The organism is Nocardia sp. CNS-044, from assembly GCF_059570515.1.
The window spans coordinates 877,177-894,199 of sequence record NZ_JCANSX010000007.1 but is presented as its reverse complement, the minus strand read 5'-3'; the positions used below and the strand labels follow the sequence as shown (position 1 = coordinate 894,199).

20 protein-coding genes and 1 pseudogene are annotated in these 17,023 nt (G+C 68.7%); 15 read left to right on the top strand and 6 right to left on the bottom strand.

Features of this window, described 5'->3' with window-relative positions; all coding sequences use genetic code 11:
- The first annotated feature begins 75 nt into the window (after positions 1 to 75).
- The 10 genes and pseudogenes from T333_RS18835 to T333_RS18790 all read left to right on the top strand — a co-directional run.
- The gene (locus T333_RS18835; protein ID WP_496425261.1) at positions 76 to 921 is read left to right on the top strand and encodes an ABC transporter permease; all 846 of its coding nucleotides are present in this window, start codon (positions 76 to 78) and stop codon (positions 919 to 921) included.
- Entirely contained in the window at positions 922 to 1,788 is an 867-nt protein-coding gene (locus T333_RS18830) for an MlaE family ABC transporter permease (RefSeq protein ID WP_355001072.1), read from the top strand.
- A 3-nt stretch (positions 1,789 to 1,791) separates the two neighbouring features.
- The gene (locus T333_RS18825; protein WP_496425260.1) at positions 1,792 to 2,826 is read left to right on the top strand and encodes an MlaD family protein; all 1,035 of its coding nucleotides are present in this window, start codon (positions 1,792 to 1,794) and stop codon (positions 2,824 to 2,826) included.
- Positions 2,823 to 3,827, top strand: a complete 1,005-nt coding sequence (locus T333_RS18820; protein WP_355001070.1) for an MlaD family protein — start codon at positions 2,823 to 2,825, stop codon at positions 3,825 to 3,827. Before T333_RS18825 ends, T333_RS18820 begins: the two co-directional genes overlap by 4 nt.
- Entirely contained in the window at positions 3,815 to 4,858 is a 1,044-nt protein-coding gene (locus tag T333_RS18815; protein ID WP_496425259.1) for an MCE family protein, read from the top strand. Before T333_RS18820 ends, T333_RS18815 begins: the two co-directional genes overlap by 13 nt.
- Complete coding sequence (locus tag T333_RS18810) at positions 4,858 to 5,961, top strand: MlaD family protein (RefSeq protein WP_496425258.1); 1,104 nt, start codon at positions 4,858 to 4,860, stop codon at positions 5,959 to 5,961. The genes T333_RS18815 and T333_RS18810 overlap by 1 nt, the downstream gene beginning before the upstream one ends.
- Positions 5,958 to 7,031, top strand: a complete 1,074-nt coding sequence (locus T333_RS18805) for an MlaD family protein (RefSeq protein ID WP_496425257.1) — start codon at positions 5,958 to 5,960, stop codon at positions 7,029 to 7,031. Before T333_RS18810 ends, T333_RS18805 begins: the two co-directional genes overlap by 4 nt.
- Positions 7,028 to 7,984, top strand: coding sequence for an MlaD family protein (locus T333_RS18800; protein WP_355001066.1), 957 nt, complete (start codon positions 7,028 to 7,030; stop codon positions 7,982 to 7,984). The genes T333_RS18805 and T333_RS18800 overlap by 4 nt, the downstream gene beginning before the upstream one ends.
- A 226-nt stretch (positions 7,985 to 8,210) precedes the next feature.
- Complete coding sequence (locus T333_RS18795) at positions 8,211 to 9,005, top strand: hypothetical protein (RefSeq protein ID WP_496425256.1); 795 nt, start codon at positions 8,211 to 8,213, stop codon at positions 9,003 to 9,005.
- A gap of 432 nt (positions 9,006 to 9,437) precedes the next feature.
- A pseudogene (locus T333_RS18790) lies at positions 9,438 to 9,827 on the top strand (cytochrome P450); the annotation flags it as partial.
- A 281-nt stretch (positions 9,828 to 10,108) separates the two neighbouring features.
- On the opposite strand, the gene T333_RS18785 reads toward T333_RS18790, so the two are convergent.
- The gene (locus T333_RS18785) at positions 10,109 to 10,489 is read right to left on the bottom strand and encodes a DUF5313 family protein (protein ID WP_355001064.1); all 381 of its coding nucleotides are present in this window, start codon (positions 10,487 to 10,489) and stop codon (positions 10,109 to 10,111) included.
- On the bottom strand, positions 10,486 to 10,968 hold the full coding sequence (locus T333_RS18780) for a MarR family winged helix-turn-helix transcriptional regulator (protein WP_496425255.1): 483 nt from the start codon (positions 10,966 to 10,968) through the stop codon (positions 10,486 to 10,488). Before T333_RS18780 ends, T333_RS18785 begins: the two co-directional genes overlap by 4 nt.
- Positions 10,969 to 11,223: 255 nt before the next feature.
- Here T333_RS18780 and T333_RS18775 point away from each other — a divergent pair, with 255 nt between their 5' ends.
- Positions 11,224 to 12,246 (top strand): DUF418 domain-containing protein, encoded by a 1,023-nt coding sequence (locus T333_RS18775; RefSeq protein ID WP_355001062.1) that lies wholly within the window; start codon positions 11,224 to 11,226, stop codon positions 12,244 to 12,246.
- Between the two features lie 10 nt (positions 12,247 to 12,256).
- Here the strand turns inward: T333_RS18775 and T333_RS18770 are convergent, their stop codons facing one another.
- Positions 12,257 to 13,420: a cytochrome P450 gene (locus T333_RS18770; protein WP_496425254.1), complete on the bottom strand. Its 1,164-nt coding sequence runs from the start codon at positions 13,418 to 13,420 to the stop codon at positions 12,257 to 12,259.
- A gap of 714 nt (positions 13,421 to 14,134) precedes the next feature.
- On the opposite strand from T333_RS18770, the gene T333_RS18765 reads away from it, so the two are divergent.
- A complete protein-coding gene (locus T333_RS18765; protein ID WP_496425253.1) occupies positions 14,135 to 14,272 on the top strand; it encodes a hypothetical protein in 138 nt (45 codons plus the stop codon).
- A 1-nt stretch (position 14,273) separates the two neighbouring features.
- On the opposite strand, the gene T333_RS18760 is transcribed toward T333_RS18765, so the two are convergent.
- Positions 14,274 to 14,468, bottom strand: coding sequence for a hypothetical protein (locus tag T333_RS18760; RefSeq protein ID WP_355001059.1), 195 nt, complete (start codon positions 14,466 to 14,468; stop codon positions 14,274 to 14,276).
- Between the two features lie 158 nt (positions 14,469 to 14,626).
- On the opposite strand from T333_RS18760, the gene T333_RS18755 reads away from it, so the two are divergent.
- The 3 genes from T333_RS18755 to T333_RS18745 are packed head-to-tail and all read left to right on the top strand — an operon-like array spanning position 14,627 to position 15,454.
- Complete coding sequence (locus T333_RS18755; RefSeq protein ID WP_355001058.1) at positions 14,627 to 15,064, top strand: hypothetical protein; 438 nt, start codon at positions 14,627 to 14,629, stop codon at positions 15,062 to 15,064.
- 37 nt (positions 15,065 to 15,101) lie between these two features.
- Complete coding sequence (locus tag T333_RS18750) at positions 15,102 to 15,257, top strand: DUF6131 family protein (RefSeq protein ID WP_221639457.1); 156 nt, start codon at positions 15,102 to 15,104, stop codon at positions 15,255 to 15,257.
- A gap of 8 nt (positions 15,258 to 15,265) precedes the next feature.
- The gene (locus T333_RS18745) at positions 15,266 to 15,454 is read left to right on the top strand and encodes a CsbD family protein (protein WP_355001057.1); all 189 of its coding nucleotides are present in this window, start codon (positions 15,266 to 15,268) and stop codon (positions 15,452 to 15,454) included.
- Between the two features lie 58 nt (positions 15,455 to 15,512).
- Here T333_RS18745 and T333_RS18740 read toward each other — a convergent pair whose 3' ends face one another.
- Positions 15,513 to 16,178 (bottom strand): phosphoribosyltransferase, encoded by a 666-nt coding sequence (locus T333_RS18740; RefSeq protein ID WP_355001056.1) that lies wholly within the window; start codon positions 16,176 to 16,178, stop codon positions 15,513 to 15,515.
- Positions 16,179 to 16,265: 87 nt separating this feature from the next.
- Complete coding sequence (locus tag T333_RS18735; protein WP_355001055.1) at positions 16,266 to 16,991, bottom strand: VIT1/CCC1 transporter family protein; 726 nt, start codon at positions 16,989 to 16,991, stop codon at positions 16,266 to 16,268.
- Positions 16,992 to 17,023: the final 32 nt, after the last annotated feature.

The window sequence follows — 17,023 nt, the reverse complement described above, 5'->3', positions numbered from 1 at the left end:
ATCGACGCCGGATTCGGAGAGCGCCATGAATTTCGACATCTCCCGTGCGGAAAGCACGGCATACGGGTCTCGTCTATGACGCCGGAATTGCACACGGCCACCCGGGAATCCGCTACCGCGATCGTCCGCAAGAATTTCTCGGACACCGTCACGTCGTCGTTGCGGACCTTCGGTCGTGCGGTGGGTATCGCGCAGGAGTCGGTGGTCGGCGCGGTGGGGGATGTGGTGCGCCGGGAGTTTCAGTGGCGTGAGGCGATCTTGCAGGCGTGGCGGTTGATCACGGTGACGACGGTGCCCGCGATTTTGATGGCGATTCCGTTCGGGGTGATCGTGTCGATCCAGGTGGGCAATCTGATCCACACGTTGGGTGCGGATTCGCTGTTGGGTGCGACCGGTGGTTTGGGGGTGATCAAGCAGGGTGCGCCGATGGCGACGGGGTTTCTGTTGGGTGGTGCGGGGGCGGCGGCGATCGCGGCGGATCTGGGTGCGCGCACGATTCGGGAGGAGATCGATGCGTTGCACACGATGGGCATCTCGCCGGTTCATCGGTTGGTGATTCCGCGGATGGTGGCGATGTTGGTCGTGGCGCCGTTGTTGAACGTGTTGATCATTTTCGTGGGGGTGCTGGCCGGGTATGCGGTGGCGATCGGTGGGCAAGGCGTCACCCCGGGGTCGTATTGGGCGACGTTCGGGTCGTTCACGACGGCGGCGGATGTGTGGATGTCGTTGGTGAAGGCGTTGATCTTCGGGTTTTTGGTGGTGGTGATCGCGTGTCAGCGGGGGTTGGAGGCCAAGGGGGGTCCGCGGGGTGTGGCTGATGCGGTGAACGCGGCGGTGGTGTTGTCGGTGGTGTCGATCGTGTGTGTGAATCTGTTGTTGACGCAGGTGACCACGATGTTCCTACCCACGAGGCTGGCGTAGATGGCTGTCTCTTCCTACGTCCCCAAGGGATTCGCTCCCGTCGCGCGCTACTTCCGGCGCGGCAGCCGCGTCCTGCGCGCGATCGACTCGTTCGGCTTCGTCGCGGTGTTCGTCTGGCAGGTGCTCTCGGCGATTCCGCTGACGCTGCGCCGGTACCGCGCCGAGACCATGCGCGCCATCACCAACATGACCTGGGGCCGCGGCTCCATCGTGGTCGGCGGCGGCACGGTGCCGATGATGATCGTGCTCGGCCTGGTGATGGGCGCCTCGGTCGGCGTCGAATCCTTCGCCACCCTCGACATGCTCGGCATGGGCCCGGTCACCGGCATCGTCTCGGCCTACGCGACCACTCGCGAGCTGGCCCCGATCGCGGCCGCCGTCGGCTTCGCCGCGCAGGCGGGCTGCCGCATCACCGCCGAGATCGGCTCCATGCGCATCTCCGAGGAGATCGACGCGATCGAATCGCTCGGCCTGCGCTCGGTGCCGTTCGTGGTGACCACCCGGGTCATCGCGGGCGCGCTGGCCATCGTCCCGACCTTCCTGATCGCGCTGATCCTGTCCTACCTCGCCTGCCGCGGCCTCATCACGATGGTGCACGGCCAGTCGGCGGGCGTCTACGACCACTACTTCTTCCAGTTCGTGTCCGGATTCGACGTGATCGCCGCGGTGATCAAGGTCGCGATCTTCGGCACCGTGGTGATTCTCGTGCACAGCTATTACGGCTTCTTCGCGAAGGGCGGCCCCGAGGGCGTCGGCATCGCGTCGGGCCGCGCGGTGCGCACCAGTTTCGTGGCGATCATCGCCATCGACATGGTGCTGTCCATCGTGCTGTGGGGTTTCAACACGGCGATCAGCTTCACGGGGTGAACATTGCCTGAATACGGTTTGCCCGGCGTCGCCGCGGACAAGAAACGTTCGCGCACGGTCGGTTCGGTGATCGTCGCGCTGATCGCGGTGGTCGCGCTGACCACCGCGCTCTACCGCGATCTGCGCTCGGAGGACGGTCTGCGCATCGCGCTGCACACCGAGCTGATCGGTGACGGCGTCACCGAGGGGACACAGGTGCGCCTCGACGGTGTACTGGTCGGCGAGGTCGACCGGATCGCGTCCGCCCCGCGCGGTACTCAGCGAATCACGTTGCGGCTGGACGACTCCCGGCTGCACGGCATCGACGACTCGCTGCTGATCGACTACGCGCCCGCCAACCTGTTCGGCATCAGCGAGCTCGAACTGCGCCGCGGGCCAGGCGGTTCGCCGCTGCGCCAGGACACCGAGATCGACCTGACCGGCCCGCGCGCCGTCGGCGTCTACGACGCCACGATGGGCAGCATCCTGCGCAGCCTGTCGCAGGTGGGCGCGTCGGTCTTCAGTCCGCAGCTGGCGACCGTCATCGCGCAGGTCTCCGCCGACTTCAAGGCGTTCACGCCGCTGGTGCAGGCGCTGATCACGGTGGCGCGCACCATCGCCGACAACCAGACGATGCCCGCCTCGGAACTGCTCGGCAGGCTGGGCCCGGCCTTCGACGGCGGTGGTGATTTCGCGGGCGCGACCATCCAGATCCTGGACCAGATCCACGACATCCGGATCGTGCAGACCGACAAGGATCGCTACGACGTGGGCGTCGCCGCCCTCACCGGCCAGATCCTGCCGGGCCTCGCCACCACGGTCAGCACCGCGGGCGGCCAGCTCGCGGAGGCCACCGACATGCTGGCGCCGCTGCTCAGCGTGCTCGCCCAGATGGTGCCCCGGCCGCAGCAGTCGGCGGCCGAATCGCGCCTGCTGCTGGAGCGTTTGCGCGCGGCGATGCCGGATTCGCCGGACGGGCCGGTGCTGAATCTGGAGGTCGACTTGCAAGGAGTGCCGGGTATCGCGGTGCCGCTGCTCGGCCAGGGAGGTATCCGATGACGGTGCGCGGCGCGGCATGGCGCCTCGGTCTGTTCGCCGCGGTGATGGCGGTGGTGCTCGCACTGGTGCTCACCGCGATCGAGCGGCCGGTGTCCGGTGACACCCAGGCGCACGACGCGCTGTTCACCGACGCCAACGGCCTGAAGGTCGGCGACGACGTGCGCATGTACGGCGTGCAGGTGGGCAAGGTCGAGAAGATCTCGCTGGACGGGGTGAAGGCGAAGGTCCATCTCACCGTCAAGACCGCGACGCCGATCTACGACAACAGCACGCTGGCCATCCGGTACCAGAACCTGACCGGTCAGCGGTACATCGATCTGCAGCAGCAGCCGAATCCCGGTGTGCGGCTTCCTGCCAACGCGGTGATCGGCGCCGACATGACGGTGCCCTCGTTCGATGTGACCAGCCTGTTCAACGGTCTGAAGCCGGTGCTCGCGACGCTGTCGCCGGAGGCGGTCAACCAGTTCACCGAGAGCATGCTCGCGGTGATCGAGGGCGACGGCACCGGCATCGGCCCCGCCATGGAGGCCATCGGCAAGCTCAGCCAGTACGTCGGCGATCGCCAGCAGGTGATCGGTCAGCTGGTGAAGAACATGTCCGACATCGCCGACCGGGTCGGCGGACGCGTGCACTACCTGGTGCCGCTGCTGGCCCGGCTCAGCGACGTCTTCCAGTCCCTACAGGCCAATATCGGCGGGCTGGCCGATTTCGCGATGTCCGCGCCCGCGGTGCTCGGTCCGCTGGACCGGCTGCTCGCGACACTCGGGCTCGACCCGCGGAGCGGCCAGGACATCGACGCGATGATCCGCGGCCTGTTCCCCGATCCGCAGCAGGCGGTCGAGGTCTTCGGCAGGCTGCCCGGCCTGCTCCAATCGGTGGACAACGCGCTGCCGCGCACTGTCGCGGGCTGGCAGCCGGAGTGCAGCAAGGGCGCCGCCGAGCTGCCCGCGCCGGTGCGCGTCCTCGTCGCCGGACAGAAGGTGGCGATATGCCAGGCGTGATTTCCCGCTGGTTCGGTGACCGGCCGATCCTGGATGACGCGGCCAAGCGGCGCAAGGAGATTCGTTTCGGCATCTTCGGCGCGGTGCTCGTCGCGCTGGGGATGCTGGCCGCGGCCGTCCTGTACGCGGTGCCGTTCGGCAAGACCACCTACACCGCCGAACTGTCCGAGGCGCAGTCGGTGAAGGAAGGCGACGACGTGCGCCTCGCCGGTGTCTCGGTGGGTTCGGTGGAATCGCTGGAGCTGAAGCCGGATCGGGTGGTCATGGAGTTCACCGTGAAATCCGATGTGTTCCTCGGTGATCAGACCTCGCTCGACATCCGCATGCTCACCGTGGTCGGCGGGCACTACGTGGCGCTGTTCCCCGCGGGAAACGCGCCGCTCGGCGACAAGCCGATCCCGGCGGATCGAGTTCGCCTGCCCTACAGCCTGATCCAGACCTTCCAGGACGCCACGACACCGCTGAACGAGCTGGACGGCGACACCCTGCGGCGCAACCTCGCAGCCCTGGACGAGTCGCTCACCTCCGCGCCGGAGACGCTGCGCACCACCCTGGACACCGTCGGCGGCTACATCGACGCCATCGATCGCCAGCGCTCCCAGGTCTCCAATGCCATTGCGGTGGCCGACGAATACGTGACCATGTACGACGGCGCGAAGACCGATCTGGGCAGGCTGATGGACAACGTCAACCTGCTGGAGACCGTGCTCATCGACAAGCGCGCGGAGCTGCGCGAGGCCGTCGCCCTGCTGAACAGCGTGGTGCAGCGGCTGACCGCCCTCACACCCGCCTGGGAGTCCACGCTGAAGCCGAGGGCGCAGCAGCTGGCCGACGCCCTGCCGCGGCTCGAGGATATGGGCGGCAAGCTCGAACCGATGATCGCGAGCACCCAGCAGCTGAGCGAGAAACTGCGGTCGCTGGTGATCCCCGAGGAAGGTTTGGTTCTGGACCGCTCGGGGCAGACCGTGCCCGCGCCCTCGGGGCTGGATCTGTCGTCGGTGTGCGTGCCGTTGCCGGGGAAGGAGTGCTGATGTTGAAGAAGCTGCTCGGCACCCAGGCGTTCATGTCGATCGCGGGGGCCGTGGTCATCGCGGCGCTCGGGTTAGTCGGCTACATCGTCGGCTTCGATCCGCTGAAGAGCACCGAATCCTATTGCGCGATCATGCCCGACAGCGTCGGCCTGTACGAGGGCAACCAGGTGACCATGCGCGGCATCACGGTCGGCAGCGTGATCTCGGTGCGCAACCAGGGTCCGAACGTGCGGGTCGACTTCGAGGTCGACGCCGACCATCCGGTGTACGCCGACGCCTCGGCCACCACGGTGTCCGACACCGTCGTCGCCGACCGGGAGCTAGCGGTGCTGGCCAGCGGCACGAACCTGGAGCGCTGGAACAGTTCCCAGTGCATCACCAAGACGCTGACCCCGAAGAGCCTCACCGAGACGCTCACCGCGCTCGCCCAGCTCTCCGATCAGATCGTCGGACCCGATCCATCCCAGCCGAATTCGCTGGCGAACGGACTCACCGCGCTGGACCGGGCCACTGCGGGCACCGGGCCGCAGATCAACGAGCTGATCCGCAAGCTGGGTTCGGCGCTGAAATCGCCCGATGCCGACATCGGCCATCTCGCGGGCATTTTCGACGCGTTCGCCTCGGTCTCGCAGAAGGTCAACCAGTACTGGGGCGACCTGCAGACCATGCTGGTGCGCGTCGGACCGGTGCTGAACCAGGCCAGCGAGGACCTGCTGCTCCCCGGTGCGCAGCTGTTCGACGGCCTCGCCGAGGTGCTGCCGATGCTCAACGACATCACCACCTCCTTCGGCGACGAGATCCTCACCCTGCTCGACCGCGCGGTGCCGATGCTGAAGCTGCTGCGCGCCAATGTCGGTTCGTTGCGCGAGATCGTGCTCACCACACCGGTGTTCGCCTCGGCGCTGCGCAGCGTCGCCGATCCGGAGACCGGCTCGGCGAGCCTGACCTACGCGCCACCGAAGGTGGCCATCCCGCAGCGCAACGCCGACGAGGTGTGCGTGGCCGTGAACGTGGTGGCGCCCGGCCGGTGCGCGGGCGCCGAGAACGGCATGGTGAACGTGGAATTGGTCCAGCTGGTATTGGGATTGGCGGGTGCCCGATGAGCGAGCGAATTCGGTCGAAATCCTTGCGGCACAGTGGGATCGCTATCGCACTGGCGGCCTCGATCGCGCTCGGCGGCTGTGCCTTCGATCCGTCCTCGGTGCCGGTGCCCGGCACGTCGATCTCGGGGCCGAGTTACCACGTGCAGATCCAGTTCGCCAATGTGTTGAATCTGCCCGCCCGCGCGAAGGTCATCGCCAACGGCGCGCAGGTCGGCACGGTCGAGAAGGTGACCGTGGTGCCCGCCGCCGAGGCGTCGCAGGGGCGCGGCGGGTACGTCGTCGTGGACACCGAGATCTCGAAATCGGTGCAGCTGCCCGCGAACACGATCGCCGAACTGAGCCAGAACACCGTGCTCGGTGACATCCACATCGCCCTGACCACCCCGCCCGACGGCTTCGACAAGCTGCTGGGGCCGGGCGGCACGATCGACGTCGATCACACCAAACCTCCTGTGCAACTGGAGGACACGATGGCCGCGATGGCGTTCTTCGTGCAGGGCGGCGCGGTCGGCCAGTTGCAGGACATCGTCAACCGGTTCAATGCGGTGCTGCCCCAGGATCCGAAGGAGACCGCCCGCATCGCGGGCGTCATGGGCGCCGACGCCGCCGACCTCGCCGCCAACCTCGACCAGGTCGACAAGCTGCTCTACGGCCTCGCCAACAATGCCGAAGTGCTGCACAAGGTTCAGCCCGAGCTGGACAACATCCTCAGCGCCGCATCGGTGGACCGGCTCGGCGCGGCGACGCAGTCCATCGATGGCGTGACCGAGATCTTCAGCGGGCTCGGCCCAGTCGGTCAGTCGCTGGCGTGGCTCGAACCGCTCGTGCGGTCCGGTGACGCCGCGGCCATGGCGTTCGTGCCGCTGGCCACCGGCGGACCGCTGGATCTGCGCGATCCGTCGAACCTGGCGATGCTCGTCGCGCTGTTGCGGGACAAGATCATTCCGTTCGTCGAGCGGGGGCCGGAAGTGAACGTCACCGGTGTGCGGGTGGACGCGAGCCCGGTGGCGGAGCAGGAACAGGTCGACCGGATCGTTCAGACCCTGCGCATGATCGGAGCCGTCCGATGAAGATCGGTTCGCTTGCCTCGCTCGGCGGTATCGCCGCCATCATGATCCTCGGCGCGGCCTACCTGACCTTCGGCGTGGTGCGGGTCGATCCGTTCGCCGATTACACCCACGCCACCATGGTGTTGAAGAACTCCGGCGGACTCGGCGTCGGTTCGCCGATTCTGTTGACCGGCATCGAGATCGGCGACGTCACCTCGGTGGACAGCACCGCGGCCGGTGTCGAGGTCGCCTTCCGTGTCGACGCCGACCACAAGGTGCCCACCGCGAGCGTCGTCACCATCGAGCATCTGTCCGCGCTCGGTGAGCCGTACGTGCAGTTCGTGCCCAAGGTCGACGGCGGACCCTACCTGCGCGACGGGCAGCGCCTGGACACCGAGGACGTCCGGACGCCGCTGTCGATCGCCGAGGTGGCGCGCATGGTCACCAAGACCATGAACCAGCTGGACCCGGCGGTGGTCGGCTCGCTGGTGGAGACCATGAGCAAATCCGTCACCGGCACCGAGTCGGTGATGCCCGAGCTCGCCAGGTCCGGCGACCTGCTCGCCTCGACCATCATGACCAGGGCCCCGAAGATCGCCGAGCTGCTCAACAGCTTCCAGCTGGCCGCCGCCGACATCGAATGGGCTGGCCCGGCCACCGCGGCGGGCGCGCCCGGCCTGGTGAAATTCGGTCAGGCACTGGACGAACTCGTCGAGGCGGTCGGACGTCTGGTCACCGCGCAAGGCAGCCCGGAGATGTACCTCGACGGCAACGGCGTCGTGCCGTTTCTGGAGAAGCTGACGGCCTGGCTCCGCGAAGCGGGCCCGGAACTGAAGGCGCTCATCCCCGGCCTCCAGCCCCTCGCGGACGCGGCGGTCTCGGCCGCACCCCAGCTGGACCTGAGCACCTTGATCGGCCAAGCGCTGCACAGCACCGACGACGACGCCGTCCAGATCCGCGTCGCCATCAAATAGACCCGTCTCACGATCGCAGGCCCCGCGAGGGGTACGGCGGCACCGCGGAGTTCGCTTTTGCGTTGGCGTGCGGGCAGATTCGTAGTAATCCGCGGGTATGCCTGTTGAGCAGTGCGAACCCTGTTGCGGAGAGTCGATCTTCGAATCAGCGACCTTCGGGTAACCTCCGGAGAAGATCGGCTACTCGTGACGGTGTTCTCTGTTCGGCAGTGAAGGCGGTGCGATAGTGGAATCCGGTGGTGGACCGGCGCCCTACGGCGATGACGATGGCCAGAACAACAACACTCGCGTCCTCACCATCGCGGCGGCCATCGCCGCGACGCTAGCGGTGGTGGTGGCGATCGGGCTCGTGTTGCGTTCGAGCCAGGAGTCGGAGAACGCGACAGCGCCGACGCCCTCGTTCACCACAGCCGCCAGCCCGACTCCGCGCACGATGCCGATAAGCACCACCGTCCGTCCGCCGGTCTCCGCATCGGCGCCGCTGGCCGCACGCCGGATCGGCGACGACTGCTCCGCGGGCGGCATCACCGCGCAGTGGGATCTGCGCGAGGGTCAGTGGATGTGTGTGCCGCAGGGGCAGGGTCTCGAGCCGCACCGGATCGGTGACGATTGTTCGCACGATGGCATCACGGCCCAGTGGGGCCGAGATCCCGACGGCCAGTGGATCTGCGTGCCACCGGAGCAGGTTCGCGAAGACCACCAGGTCGGTGACGATTGTTCGCACGAAGGCATCACGGCCCAGTGGGGTCTCTCACCGGATGGCCGGTGGATCTGCGTGCCGCAGGAACAGGGTGCCGGCGTGCCGGTGCAACCTGCCGCACCTGCCCTGCCCGCCCCACCTGCACCTGTGCCTGCCCCGCCCGCCGCACCTGCCCCGCCTGCGCAGCCCGCCGCACCCGCACCGCCCGTCGGCCCCGCACCTCCGCCCGCCCCTGTCCCGCCGATCGTGCCCGCGCCGCCGATCGTGCCGCAGCTGTTCCCGCTCCCGCCGATCGTGCCCGGACTGCCCGCCGGTCGGTGAGCCGGTGGGCGTCACCGCTCGTCCCGCCGGTGCTGCCGGTATCGCCTGCCGCGCCCCGCGCCAGCTGTGCCTGCGCAGCCGTCGTGCCCGCACCGTCCGTCGGACCTGCGCGGAGGGGTGCGGCGGAATTCCTGTCGAAACCGTGGCCGCCAGACCTCCGCCCGCGCCTGCCCTGCCGCAGACGAGCGGGCCGCAGACGCAGGTCAGCCCGTCGGCCACTACTGAGCCGCTCGGCGCGCTGGCACGCGGCGAACTGCCCCCGGGTCGAGCCGGTGTCGTTGACGGCGTCGAACGCTGACGCGGTGGTGATCCGGCAAGTGGCCGGGGCCGCCTGACGGGGGAGGTCGTCCCTAGCTCGTGGCGAGAACGCCTGTGGAGGTAGGTCTGGTCTGTGTCGGACGGGCTGCTGGGGGAGCGCGTCGTCTCGGCGGAGGCGGGCGTCCACGGGTGGGATGCCGAGCGGTTGCCGGGTGCGGAAAAATGCCCGGCTTTCTCGAGGAGGTGCTGCGGCTGGAATCGCCGTTCCGGGCCCACCACCGGCACGTCGTCGCCGACACCACGCTCGGCGGCGTCGACCTGCCCGCGGGCGCGCACCTGCTGCTGCTGTGGGGCGCGGCCAACCGCGACCCGGCGGTCTTCCCCGAAGCCGACCGGCTCCGGCTGGATCGCGCGGTGCGACGCGGTCACCTCGCGTTCGGCAAAGGCGTCCACTTCTGCGTCGGCGCCGCGTTGGCGCGGCTGGAGGCGTGGGTCGCGCTCGAAGTGCTGCTCGGCGCTACCGAGTCGTTCGAGTTGGCACCGGAACACGATGCGGCCCAATAAGTTCCGAGCATATTCGTACGGCGGCACGCGCGCCTGGAGCTCGTGCTCCGCTGAGTCGTCTCGAGCCGGTTACTCCGCTGCGCTGTCTGGAGCAGACGTTCCGCCGCGCTGTCTGGGGCCGGTGCTTCGTTGCGCTGACTGGGGCCGGTGCTTCGTTGCGTTCAGCTGGGTTCCGTTGTGTCGTCTGGAGCTGGCGTTCCGCCGCGCTGCCTGGAGTTGGCGTTCGGCTGTGTTGTCCGGAGCTGGTGCTCGGCTGTGTTGTCCGGAGCTGGTGCTCCTGCTCAGTGCGGGTGCTGGGCGGCGTAGCGGGCCCGCTCCAGCTCGCGCTTGCGCGCACGTTCCGGGTTCTCCAGATCGGCGGGCAGCCCGTGTTTGGTCAGTCGGTGCGCGCGATTCATCGGCATGAAGGCCGCGGTGTAGAACAGCGCGAGCAGCACGGCGAGCAGCACCATCGATCCGCGCAGCCACAGCGCGCCAGGGAAGAACATGAATACCGCGAACAGCGGCGTGAACGGCACCAGCCCGCGCACCAGATGCCTTGCGACGGCGTACTTTCCGGTCAGGTCCTCGCGCACCCAGTCCTGCAACGAATCGGGCAGCCTGCGCCCGAAGGCGTAGCCGATCCACTCGACGGGGTTGGGGCGGCGACGGGCGCGGGTCATGCGTCGGCTCCTGACGTTGGGTGCGGTTCGGCGAGCGTCGAGCGGCGGGCGGCTTCGTTGACCCTGGTCAGCACGTCGCGCAGTTCCTCGAGGTCGGCGAGAGTGACACCGAGGCGCTGCACCACCGCGGGCGGGATGCGCTCGGCCTGCGCTCGCAGCGCCGCGCCCGCATCGGTCAGGTCGATCACCAGGTTGCGTTCGTCGCGCGGGTCGCGGCCCCTGCTGATCAGTCCGGCCGACTCGAGGCGCTTGAGCAGCGGGGAGAGGGTCGGTGAATCGAGCTGGATGGCCTCGGCGATCTCCTTCACCGACATTGGCGCCTCGCCCCACAGCGCCAGCATCACCAGGTACTGCGGATGGGTGAGGCCGAGCGGTTCGAGCAGCGGGCGGTAGACGGCGAGCACCGCGCGATTGGCCACGGCCAGTGCGAAGCACACCTGCCGGTCCAGGCGCAGCGGGTCCTCGATCTGGGTGTCCACGGTTCCTCCTCGGGTCCCGGCTAGGTTAACGCACAAATAGTTAGTGCATGAAGCAAATGTGCGCGACGTCATCTGAGAGCTGTTCAGCGCCGCGGCTCGCCTGCGCCATTACGCGTACCTCCGCCTTCGCTTCGGCCGTGCGCGAGTTGTCGACGGACTTCGTCCCCCTGCGCCATCAGGCGTAACTCGGCCTTCGCTCCGGCCGTGCGCAAGTTGTTGACGGATTTCGTCCGCCTGCGCCGTTACTGTCGGGGCATGTACGACGTCGCCGCGCGCGAGCGCATTCACGAATTAGACGCCGTTCGCGGGTTCGCGCTGTGCGGAATCCTGGTGGTCGACATTTGGCAGATCACCGACATGACGGCCACCGTGCCCTCCGGCGGGGCCATGGACCCGGTCCGGCACGTGCTCTCGGTGGTGGTCGAGGAGCGCTTCTTCCCGATCTTCTCGTTCCTGTTCGGCCTGAGCTTCGCGCTGTTCCTGGACGGCGCCGCCGAGCGGACCGCACGTCCGCGAGTTGTCTTGGCCCGCAAGCTGGTCGCGCTCGGCGCGCTCGGACTCGTGCACCAGCTGTTCCAGCCGGGCGAGGCGCTGCTGCCGTACGCGGTCGTGGGATTGGTGATCCTGCTGCCCGCTTCCGCGTTGCCGTCGTGGCTCGTTCTGGTCGCGGGCCTGGTGGGCACGGTGGGTGTGGCGCTCACCCTCGGCGGCGGCTTGGCCTTGGTACCCGGTCTCTTCCTGCTCGGCTCGGCGGCCGAACGTTTCGGTCTCGTCGACGTTCTGCGCGGTCGCACCTGGCCGATCGCGGCCGTCTTCGTCATCGCAGTGCCCGCCGCGATCGCGACCGCGGTATGGCAGTGGCGCACACCGTATCTGGAGTTGTGGACCAGCTCGATCGAACCGATCGCGGGCCTGCTCGGCGCGGTCGCCTATGCGACCGGGCTACTGCTCGTGCTGCGCACCGGGTTCGGCGAGGTGCTCACCGAAGTACTCGAGCCGATGGGGCGCATGGCGCTGACGAACTACGTTTCCGCAACGGTGCTGATCCTGCTCGCGGAAGAGCGTCTGCATCTCGGCGGCACCACCCGCTATCCCGCGCTGCTCGGCTTGGCCGCGGCGATCCTCGTGCTCCAGGCGTTCGTCAGCTACCTGTGGATGCACTGGCTTCGATACGGACCGCTGGAGTGGGTGTGGCGGTGCGTCACGTGGTGGCGCATCGTCCCGATCCGTGAGCCGGAGCCGGAAGGCGTCGCATCGATCGGCTTGCCCCGCAGGTGAGTCGAGGTGCTCAGGCGAGCGCGACGGGAAGCAGGAGCGGCCCGCGGTGCCGGAAACCGCAGCGCCACGGAACTTCTCGGGCGGGCGTCGTCAGCGTCGTCTCGGGCCATTTGGCGAAGAAGTGCTCGAGGACGGCGTCGGCGACACTGTGCACGAGCGCGGCGCCGAGACAGGAGTGGGCGCCGTGGCCGAGGCCCAGCTGGGCGTTGCGGACGCGGGTCGGGTCGAACCGGTCGGGCCGATCGAACACCGCCGGATCGCGATTGGCGCCCGCGAGACACAGCAATACGGTCTGCCCGGCTTGCACGGTGTAGCCGCCGATGTCCAGATCCGTTGTCGCGAAACGGGCTCCGGCGAGCACCTGCGGCGAAAGGTAGCGCAGCAGCTCGTCCACGGCGCGCCGCCGGTCCGTGGCCGCCCGAAAAGCCCTGCGGTGCGCGGGTTCGGCGATCAGCGTGAGCAGCGCGCCCGCGATCAGGTCTACGAGCACCTCGTACCAGACGAACAGCAGATAGAACAGCACACCGGCGAGTTCGTCCGCGGTCGGTGAGCCGGTCTCGCCGCTCGCGGCGACCAGCCGCCCGACCGGGCTGTCGGGGCTTGCCGTTTCGATCGTGGCGTCGACGAACGCGCGCATGGCGGCGAGAGTGTCCCTGGCCCGCGGCGCCGACCCGCCGGGCAACAGCGTCGAATTCGCCCAGTCCAGCAGGGTTTCTCGTTCGGAATCGGCCAGTCCGAGCAGGTCGCCGAGCACTTCGGTGGGCAACGGAACCGCGAGACGCTCGATCAGATCCACCTTCGGGTCCGCCTCGGCGCCGCGCAGCAGCGAATCGACCAGATCGGCCGCGCGCTCGTCCCACCCGGTCAGGCGGCGCGGTGTCAGCTCGGTGGTGATCAGGCGGCGCAGGCGGGCATGAGCCTCCGCGTCGGCCACGAGCAGTGCGTTCAGCGGGGGCGGGACGGCGAATCCGGCGTAGTCCACCGGTCCGGCCCTGTTCACGTCGGTGGTCAAGCGCTTGTCCGACAGCGCGGCGCGCACATCGGCGTACTTGGTCACCAGCCAGGCGGGCGGACCGTCGGGTGTGCGGACACGGTGCACGCCGCCCTCGCGGCGCAGTGCGTCCAGCACCGGCCACGGATCCGCCGCGAAACCGGCATCGAAGATCTCTCGCATCCCAGCCCCCATCCGCTTGTCCGCCAACACTTCTCGGCGCGTTCGGTGCGCACCAAAGTACTCCGCGCGCGCCGAATGCGCCGCGCGGGCTGGTGGAGGCGTTCGCCACGGGTTGCCCGGCGCGCGACAGGACGGCAAACGCGGCACGGTGACGCTTTCGGCCGCTTGTGCTGCTGCCACGGCTGTACGCGGTCGCGCGTCGCGCCTCCTGGCGGCGGTGCGCGCAGAGCTGAGGCTGAATCGCGCTGCGCGCCGTCGGGTTGATCGCCATCGCGGCGGCAACGCACGGCCGCGCCGTCGCCCGCCGTGCCGCCGCGTGGTCGTCGCCCTGCCATGCCGCCGCGTGGTTGTCGCCCTGCCATGCCGCCGCGTGGTCGTCGCTGTGCGCTGTCGGGTTGGTACCAGGCGGCGCGGGGCGCGGTGTTCGCCGCCGTGCTGTTCCCTGCTGCCACATGATCCGACACTGCCGCTGGTCATGCGGTCGACCGGCGTGCACGCCGACACGAGGAAGGAAACGCGAGCTGGAACAGCGGCCCTGGGACCGCGTGGTGCAAGGCCGAGCCAACCTGAATGGAGCAGCTCGCGGAGACGGAGGGGCCTGTACGGCGAGATCCACGAGCGGCCGCGCGTCCAGTTCAGCGACTGACCCGCGACGATCCCTCGACCGCCGACCAAGACGCCAGCGCATGAGCCGCGCGAGGACCTGAAAGTGATGTGGAGACGACCGTCATCCGCACGGAGGTGGTCGAGGCGGGCCGCGGGGAGGCGCTCGCGGCGCGACGCGACCCCGGCATAGTGCCGGAGCTGGTCGACCGGATGACCGAACGCCTCGATCTCGGCCCGACTCGCTGAGCTACTTCGCGGGGACGCCCGACTGCCTGATCGCGTCGAGGACCTCGCCGTAGCTGAGGGTGGTGGAGTTCACCGTGATGGTCTCCGCGACCCGGTCCACGTCGACGGAATCGACGCCGCCGAGTCCGCGCAGCGCGTTCTCGGCGACGACGGCGGACTCGTCCGAGTAGTCGGTGAGATCGAAGGTGTAGGTCATGATGCTCGACTCTCCTTGGTGCTGATCGACCGGTGATGGTCAGTTCTGCGCATACACCGAAACCGCGCGGCGCAAACGTTTCCGATCGTGTTGTTTGAGCCCGTCGGAACCGGGAATAGCGGACTCGTAATAGAACATTTCAGCGCACCAGGATTGTCATGATCATTCTCCTAGGGCTGATCGTCCTGATCGGCGCGGTGGTCGTCGGCGTCGCCGCGGTGGCGGCGAATACCGGCGAGCTACGCACGTCGACGGGCGACTTCGCCGTATTCGACTATCAGTTCACGGCCTCGGCCGGAGAGGTATTCCTCTACGGCACGGTGATCGGCGCGGCGGGCGCGCTCGGATTGGTGCTGTTGCTGACCGGGCTCTGGCGTACCTCCCGCCGCGGCAGCGAGGCACGCAGGGAACTGCGCAGGTCGCGCAGGGAAGCCGCGGCGGCTCGTCGCGGCACGGCTCCGCCACAGGCGCCGCCCGTCGCGCCGCCGCCCGCAGGGAAGCCCGCCTGGAGCCCGAACCGCTTCCTGCGCCGACCATCCGGAGCCCCGCCGATCGCGGGCGCTCGCGGCAAGACCCAGGCGCCTACTACCACCTGACACGTCAACGGTTTACCGGAAAGAAAGGGATGTGACCGTGATTATCCTCGGATTGATTCTTCTGATTGTGGGCTGGTTGCTCGGAATCGGATTGCTGACGACCGCGGGCATCATCGTGCTGATCATCGGCGCGGTGCTCTGGATCGCAGGCTCGGTGGGCCGTCCGATCGGCGGCCGCAGGCACTATTACTGAGGTCATCGATGACTGCCGACAATTACCGACGGAACAGTCGTTTCGATCACCGCATTCAAGCCGCGCGGGGTCGCGTGAAGAAATTCTTCGGACGCGCGACCGATAACCCGAGGCTGACAGCGGAAGGTCGGCGGGACCAGTTCCGCGGCAACATGAAACAAGCCGCCAACAAAGTGCGGGACGCGTTCCGGCGCTGACCGATCGCCGATGTCGGCCGAGAGCAGCCTCTCGGCCGACATCGGCGTGCGTTGCTGCCTAGCCGGATTCGCCGGAACGCTGGCGCAATTCGGCCGCCGCACCGTCCAGCAGATCGCACACCTGGGCGTCGTCGACCGGGGCGAAATCTCCGTACCATCGCGCGATCGAGGTGACCACTTCCGCGCCCTCCAGGCAGACCACCTGGTCGACCCGCCCGCTCAATGCCCGGATCGCCGAGGCCGCGCCGACGGGCGCCGCGAGCGCGATGCGTTCGGCCCCCGCCGCCCGCACCACCGCGACGGCCGCGCGGGCGGTGACGCCGCTGGCGATGCCGTCGTCGACGATCACCGCGGTCCGCCCGTGCAGCGCGAGGCCGGACGTGCCACCGCGATAGCGAATGGCGCTGCGCGCCAAGTCCGCTCGCTGTTCGGCCTCCACCTCGGCCCGCCCCGATTCGGAGACGAACGCGCGCGCCAGGATCTTGTCGTCGATCACCCCGACGCCGCCCTCGCCGATCGCGCCGAACGCCAATTCGGGCCGATAGGGCACCCGTAGCCTGCGCACCATCGCCACCGTGAGTGGCGCGTCCAGCGCGCGGGCCACCTCGTAGGCGACCGGAACGCCACCGCGCGGCACCCCGAGCACCACGGCGTCGGCGTCGCGAAAGTCGGTCAACCGCACGGCGAGTCGCCGACCCGCCGCCCGGCGATCACGGAAGGGCATGTTCGGCCTCCGGACTCGGACTTCGGAAAGCATCGAAGTCTACGCCCGGCCGAATCCCCCACGGCGGGTGGGAGCTCGGTGACCGCCTCAGATTCCGGAGACGTCGGCCAGCTGCCCGATACCGTAGGTGACCAGCATGGCCAGCGCGCCGCCGAGCACCACCCGCAGCACCGCGCGCCGGGGATCGCTCCCGCCGAGCCGTGCGCTGACCGAACCGGTGAGCGCCAGCGCCACCAGCACCGCGGCGACCGTGACCGGGATGCGCGCGGTGACGGGCGGCAGCAGGATCGCCAGCAGCGGCAGCAGCGCACCGAGGGTGAACGCGACCGCGGAGGACAGCGCGGCCTGCCAGGGATTGGTGAGTTCGCGCGGGTTCAAGCCGAGTTCGGCCTCGGCGTGCGCGGTGAAGGCGTCGTACGCGGTGAGTTCCTCGGCGACCTTGCGCGCGGTCTCCGGCGTGAGTCCCTTGGCCCGATAGATGTCGGTGAGTTCCGCGAGCTCGTACTCGGGTTCGTCGGTGAGCTCCTTGCGTTCCTTGGCGAGCAGCGCGCGCTCCGAATCCCGCTGGGTGCTGACGGACACGTACTCGCCGACCGCCATCGACAGCGCACCGGCCGAGAGACCCGCGATGCCCGCGGTGAAGATCGCGCTTGTCGTTGTCGTCGCCGCGGCGACGCCCACCACCAGGCCCGCCGTCGACACGATGCCGTCGTTCGCGCCGAGTACTCCCGCGCGCAACCAGTTCAGCCTGGTCGCGAACCCGCCCGCGTGCGGCTCGTACGGATGGGAACCGCTGGTCGTCGAGTCCTCCATGTTCCGCACCCTAATGCTTGCCCGCCTTCGCT

Coding starts and splice junctions, on each gene's coding strand:
- T333_RS18815 (WP_496425259.1), top strand. CDS start 3,815: ATGCCAGGCGTGATTTCCCGCTGGTTCGGTGACCGGCCGATCCTGGAT.
- T333_RS18740 (WP_355001056.1), bottom strand. CDS start 16,178: ATGCCCTTCCGTGATCGCCGGGCGGCGGGTCGGCGACTCGCCGTGCGG.
- T333_RS18775 (WP_355001062.1), top strand. CDS start 11,224: ATGTACGACGTCGCCGCGCGCGAGCGCATTCACGAATTAGACGCCGTT.
- T333_RS18785 (WP_355001064.1), bottom strand. CDS start 10,489: ATGACCCGCGCCCGTCGCCGCCCCAACCCCGTCGAGTGGATCGGCTAC.
- T333_RS18735 (WP_355001055.1), bottom strand. CDS start 16,991: ATGGAGGACTCGACGACCAGCGGTTCCCATCCGTACGAGCCGCACGCG.
- T333_RS18805 (WP_496425257.1), top strand. CDS start 5,958: ATGAGCGAGCGAATTCGGTCGAAATCCTTGCGGCACAGTGGGATCGCT.
- T333_RS18760 (WP_355001059.1), bottom strand. CDS start 14,468: ATGACCTACACCTTCGATCTCACCGACTACTCGGACGAGTCCGCCGTC.
- T333_RS18770 (WP_496425254.1), bottom strand. CDS start 13,420: ATGCGAGAGATCTTCGATGCCGGTTTCGCGGCGGATCCGTGGCCGGTG.
- T333_RS18810 (WP_496425258.1), top strand. CDS start 4,858: ATGTTGAAGAAGCTGCTCGGCACCCAGGCGTTCATGTCGATCGCGGGG.
- T333_RS18755 (WP_355001058.1), top strand. CDS start 14,627: ATGATCATTCTCCTAGGGCTGATCGTCCTGATCGGCGCGGTGGTCGTC.
- T333_RS18820 (WP_355001070.1), top strand. CDS start 2,823: ATGACGGTGCGCGGCGCGGCATGGCGCCTCGGTCTGTTCGCCGCGGTG.
- T333_RS18830 (WP_355001072.1), top strand. CDS start 922: ATGGCTGTCTCTTCCTACGTCCCCAAGGGATTCGCTCCCGTCGCGCGC.
- T333_RS18800 (WP_355001066.1), top strand. CDS start 7,028: ATGAAGATCGGTTCGCTTGCCTCGCTCGGCGGTATCGCCGCCATCATG.
- T333_RS18835 (WP_496425261.1), top strand. CDS start 76: ATGACGCCGGAATTGCACACGGCCACCCGGGAATCCGCTACCGCGATC.
- T333_RS18745 (WP_355001057.1), top strand. CDS start 15,266: ATGACTGCCGACAATTACCGACGGAACAGTCGTTTCGATCACCGCATT.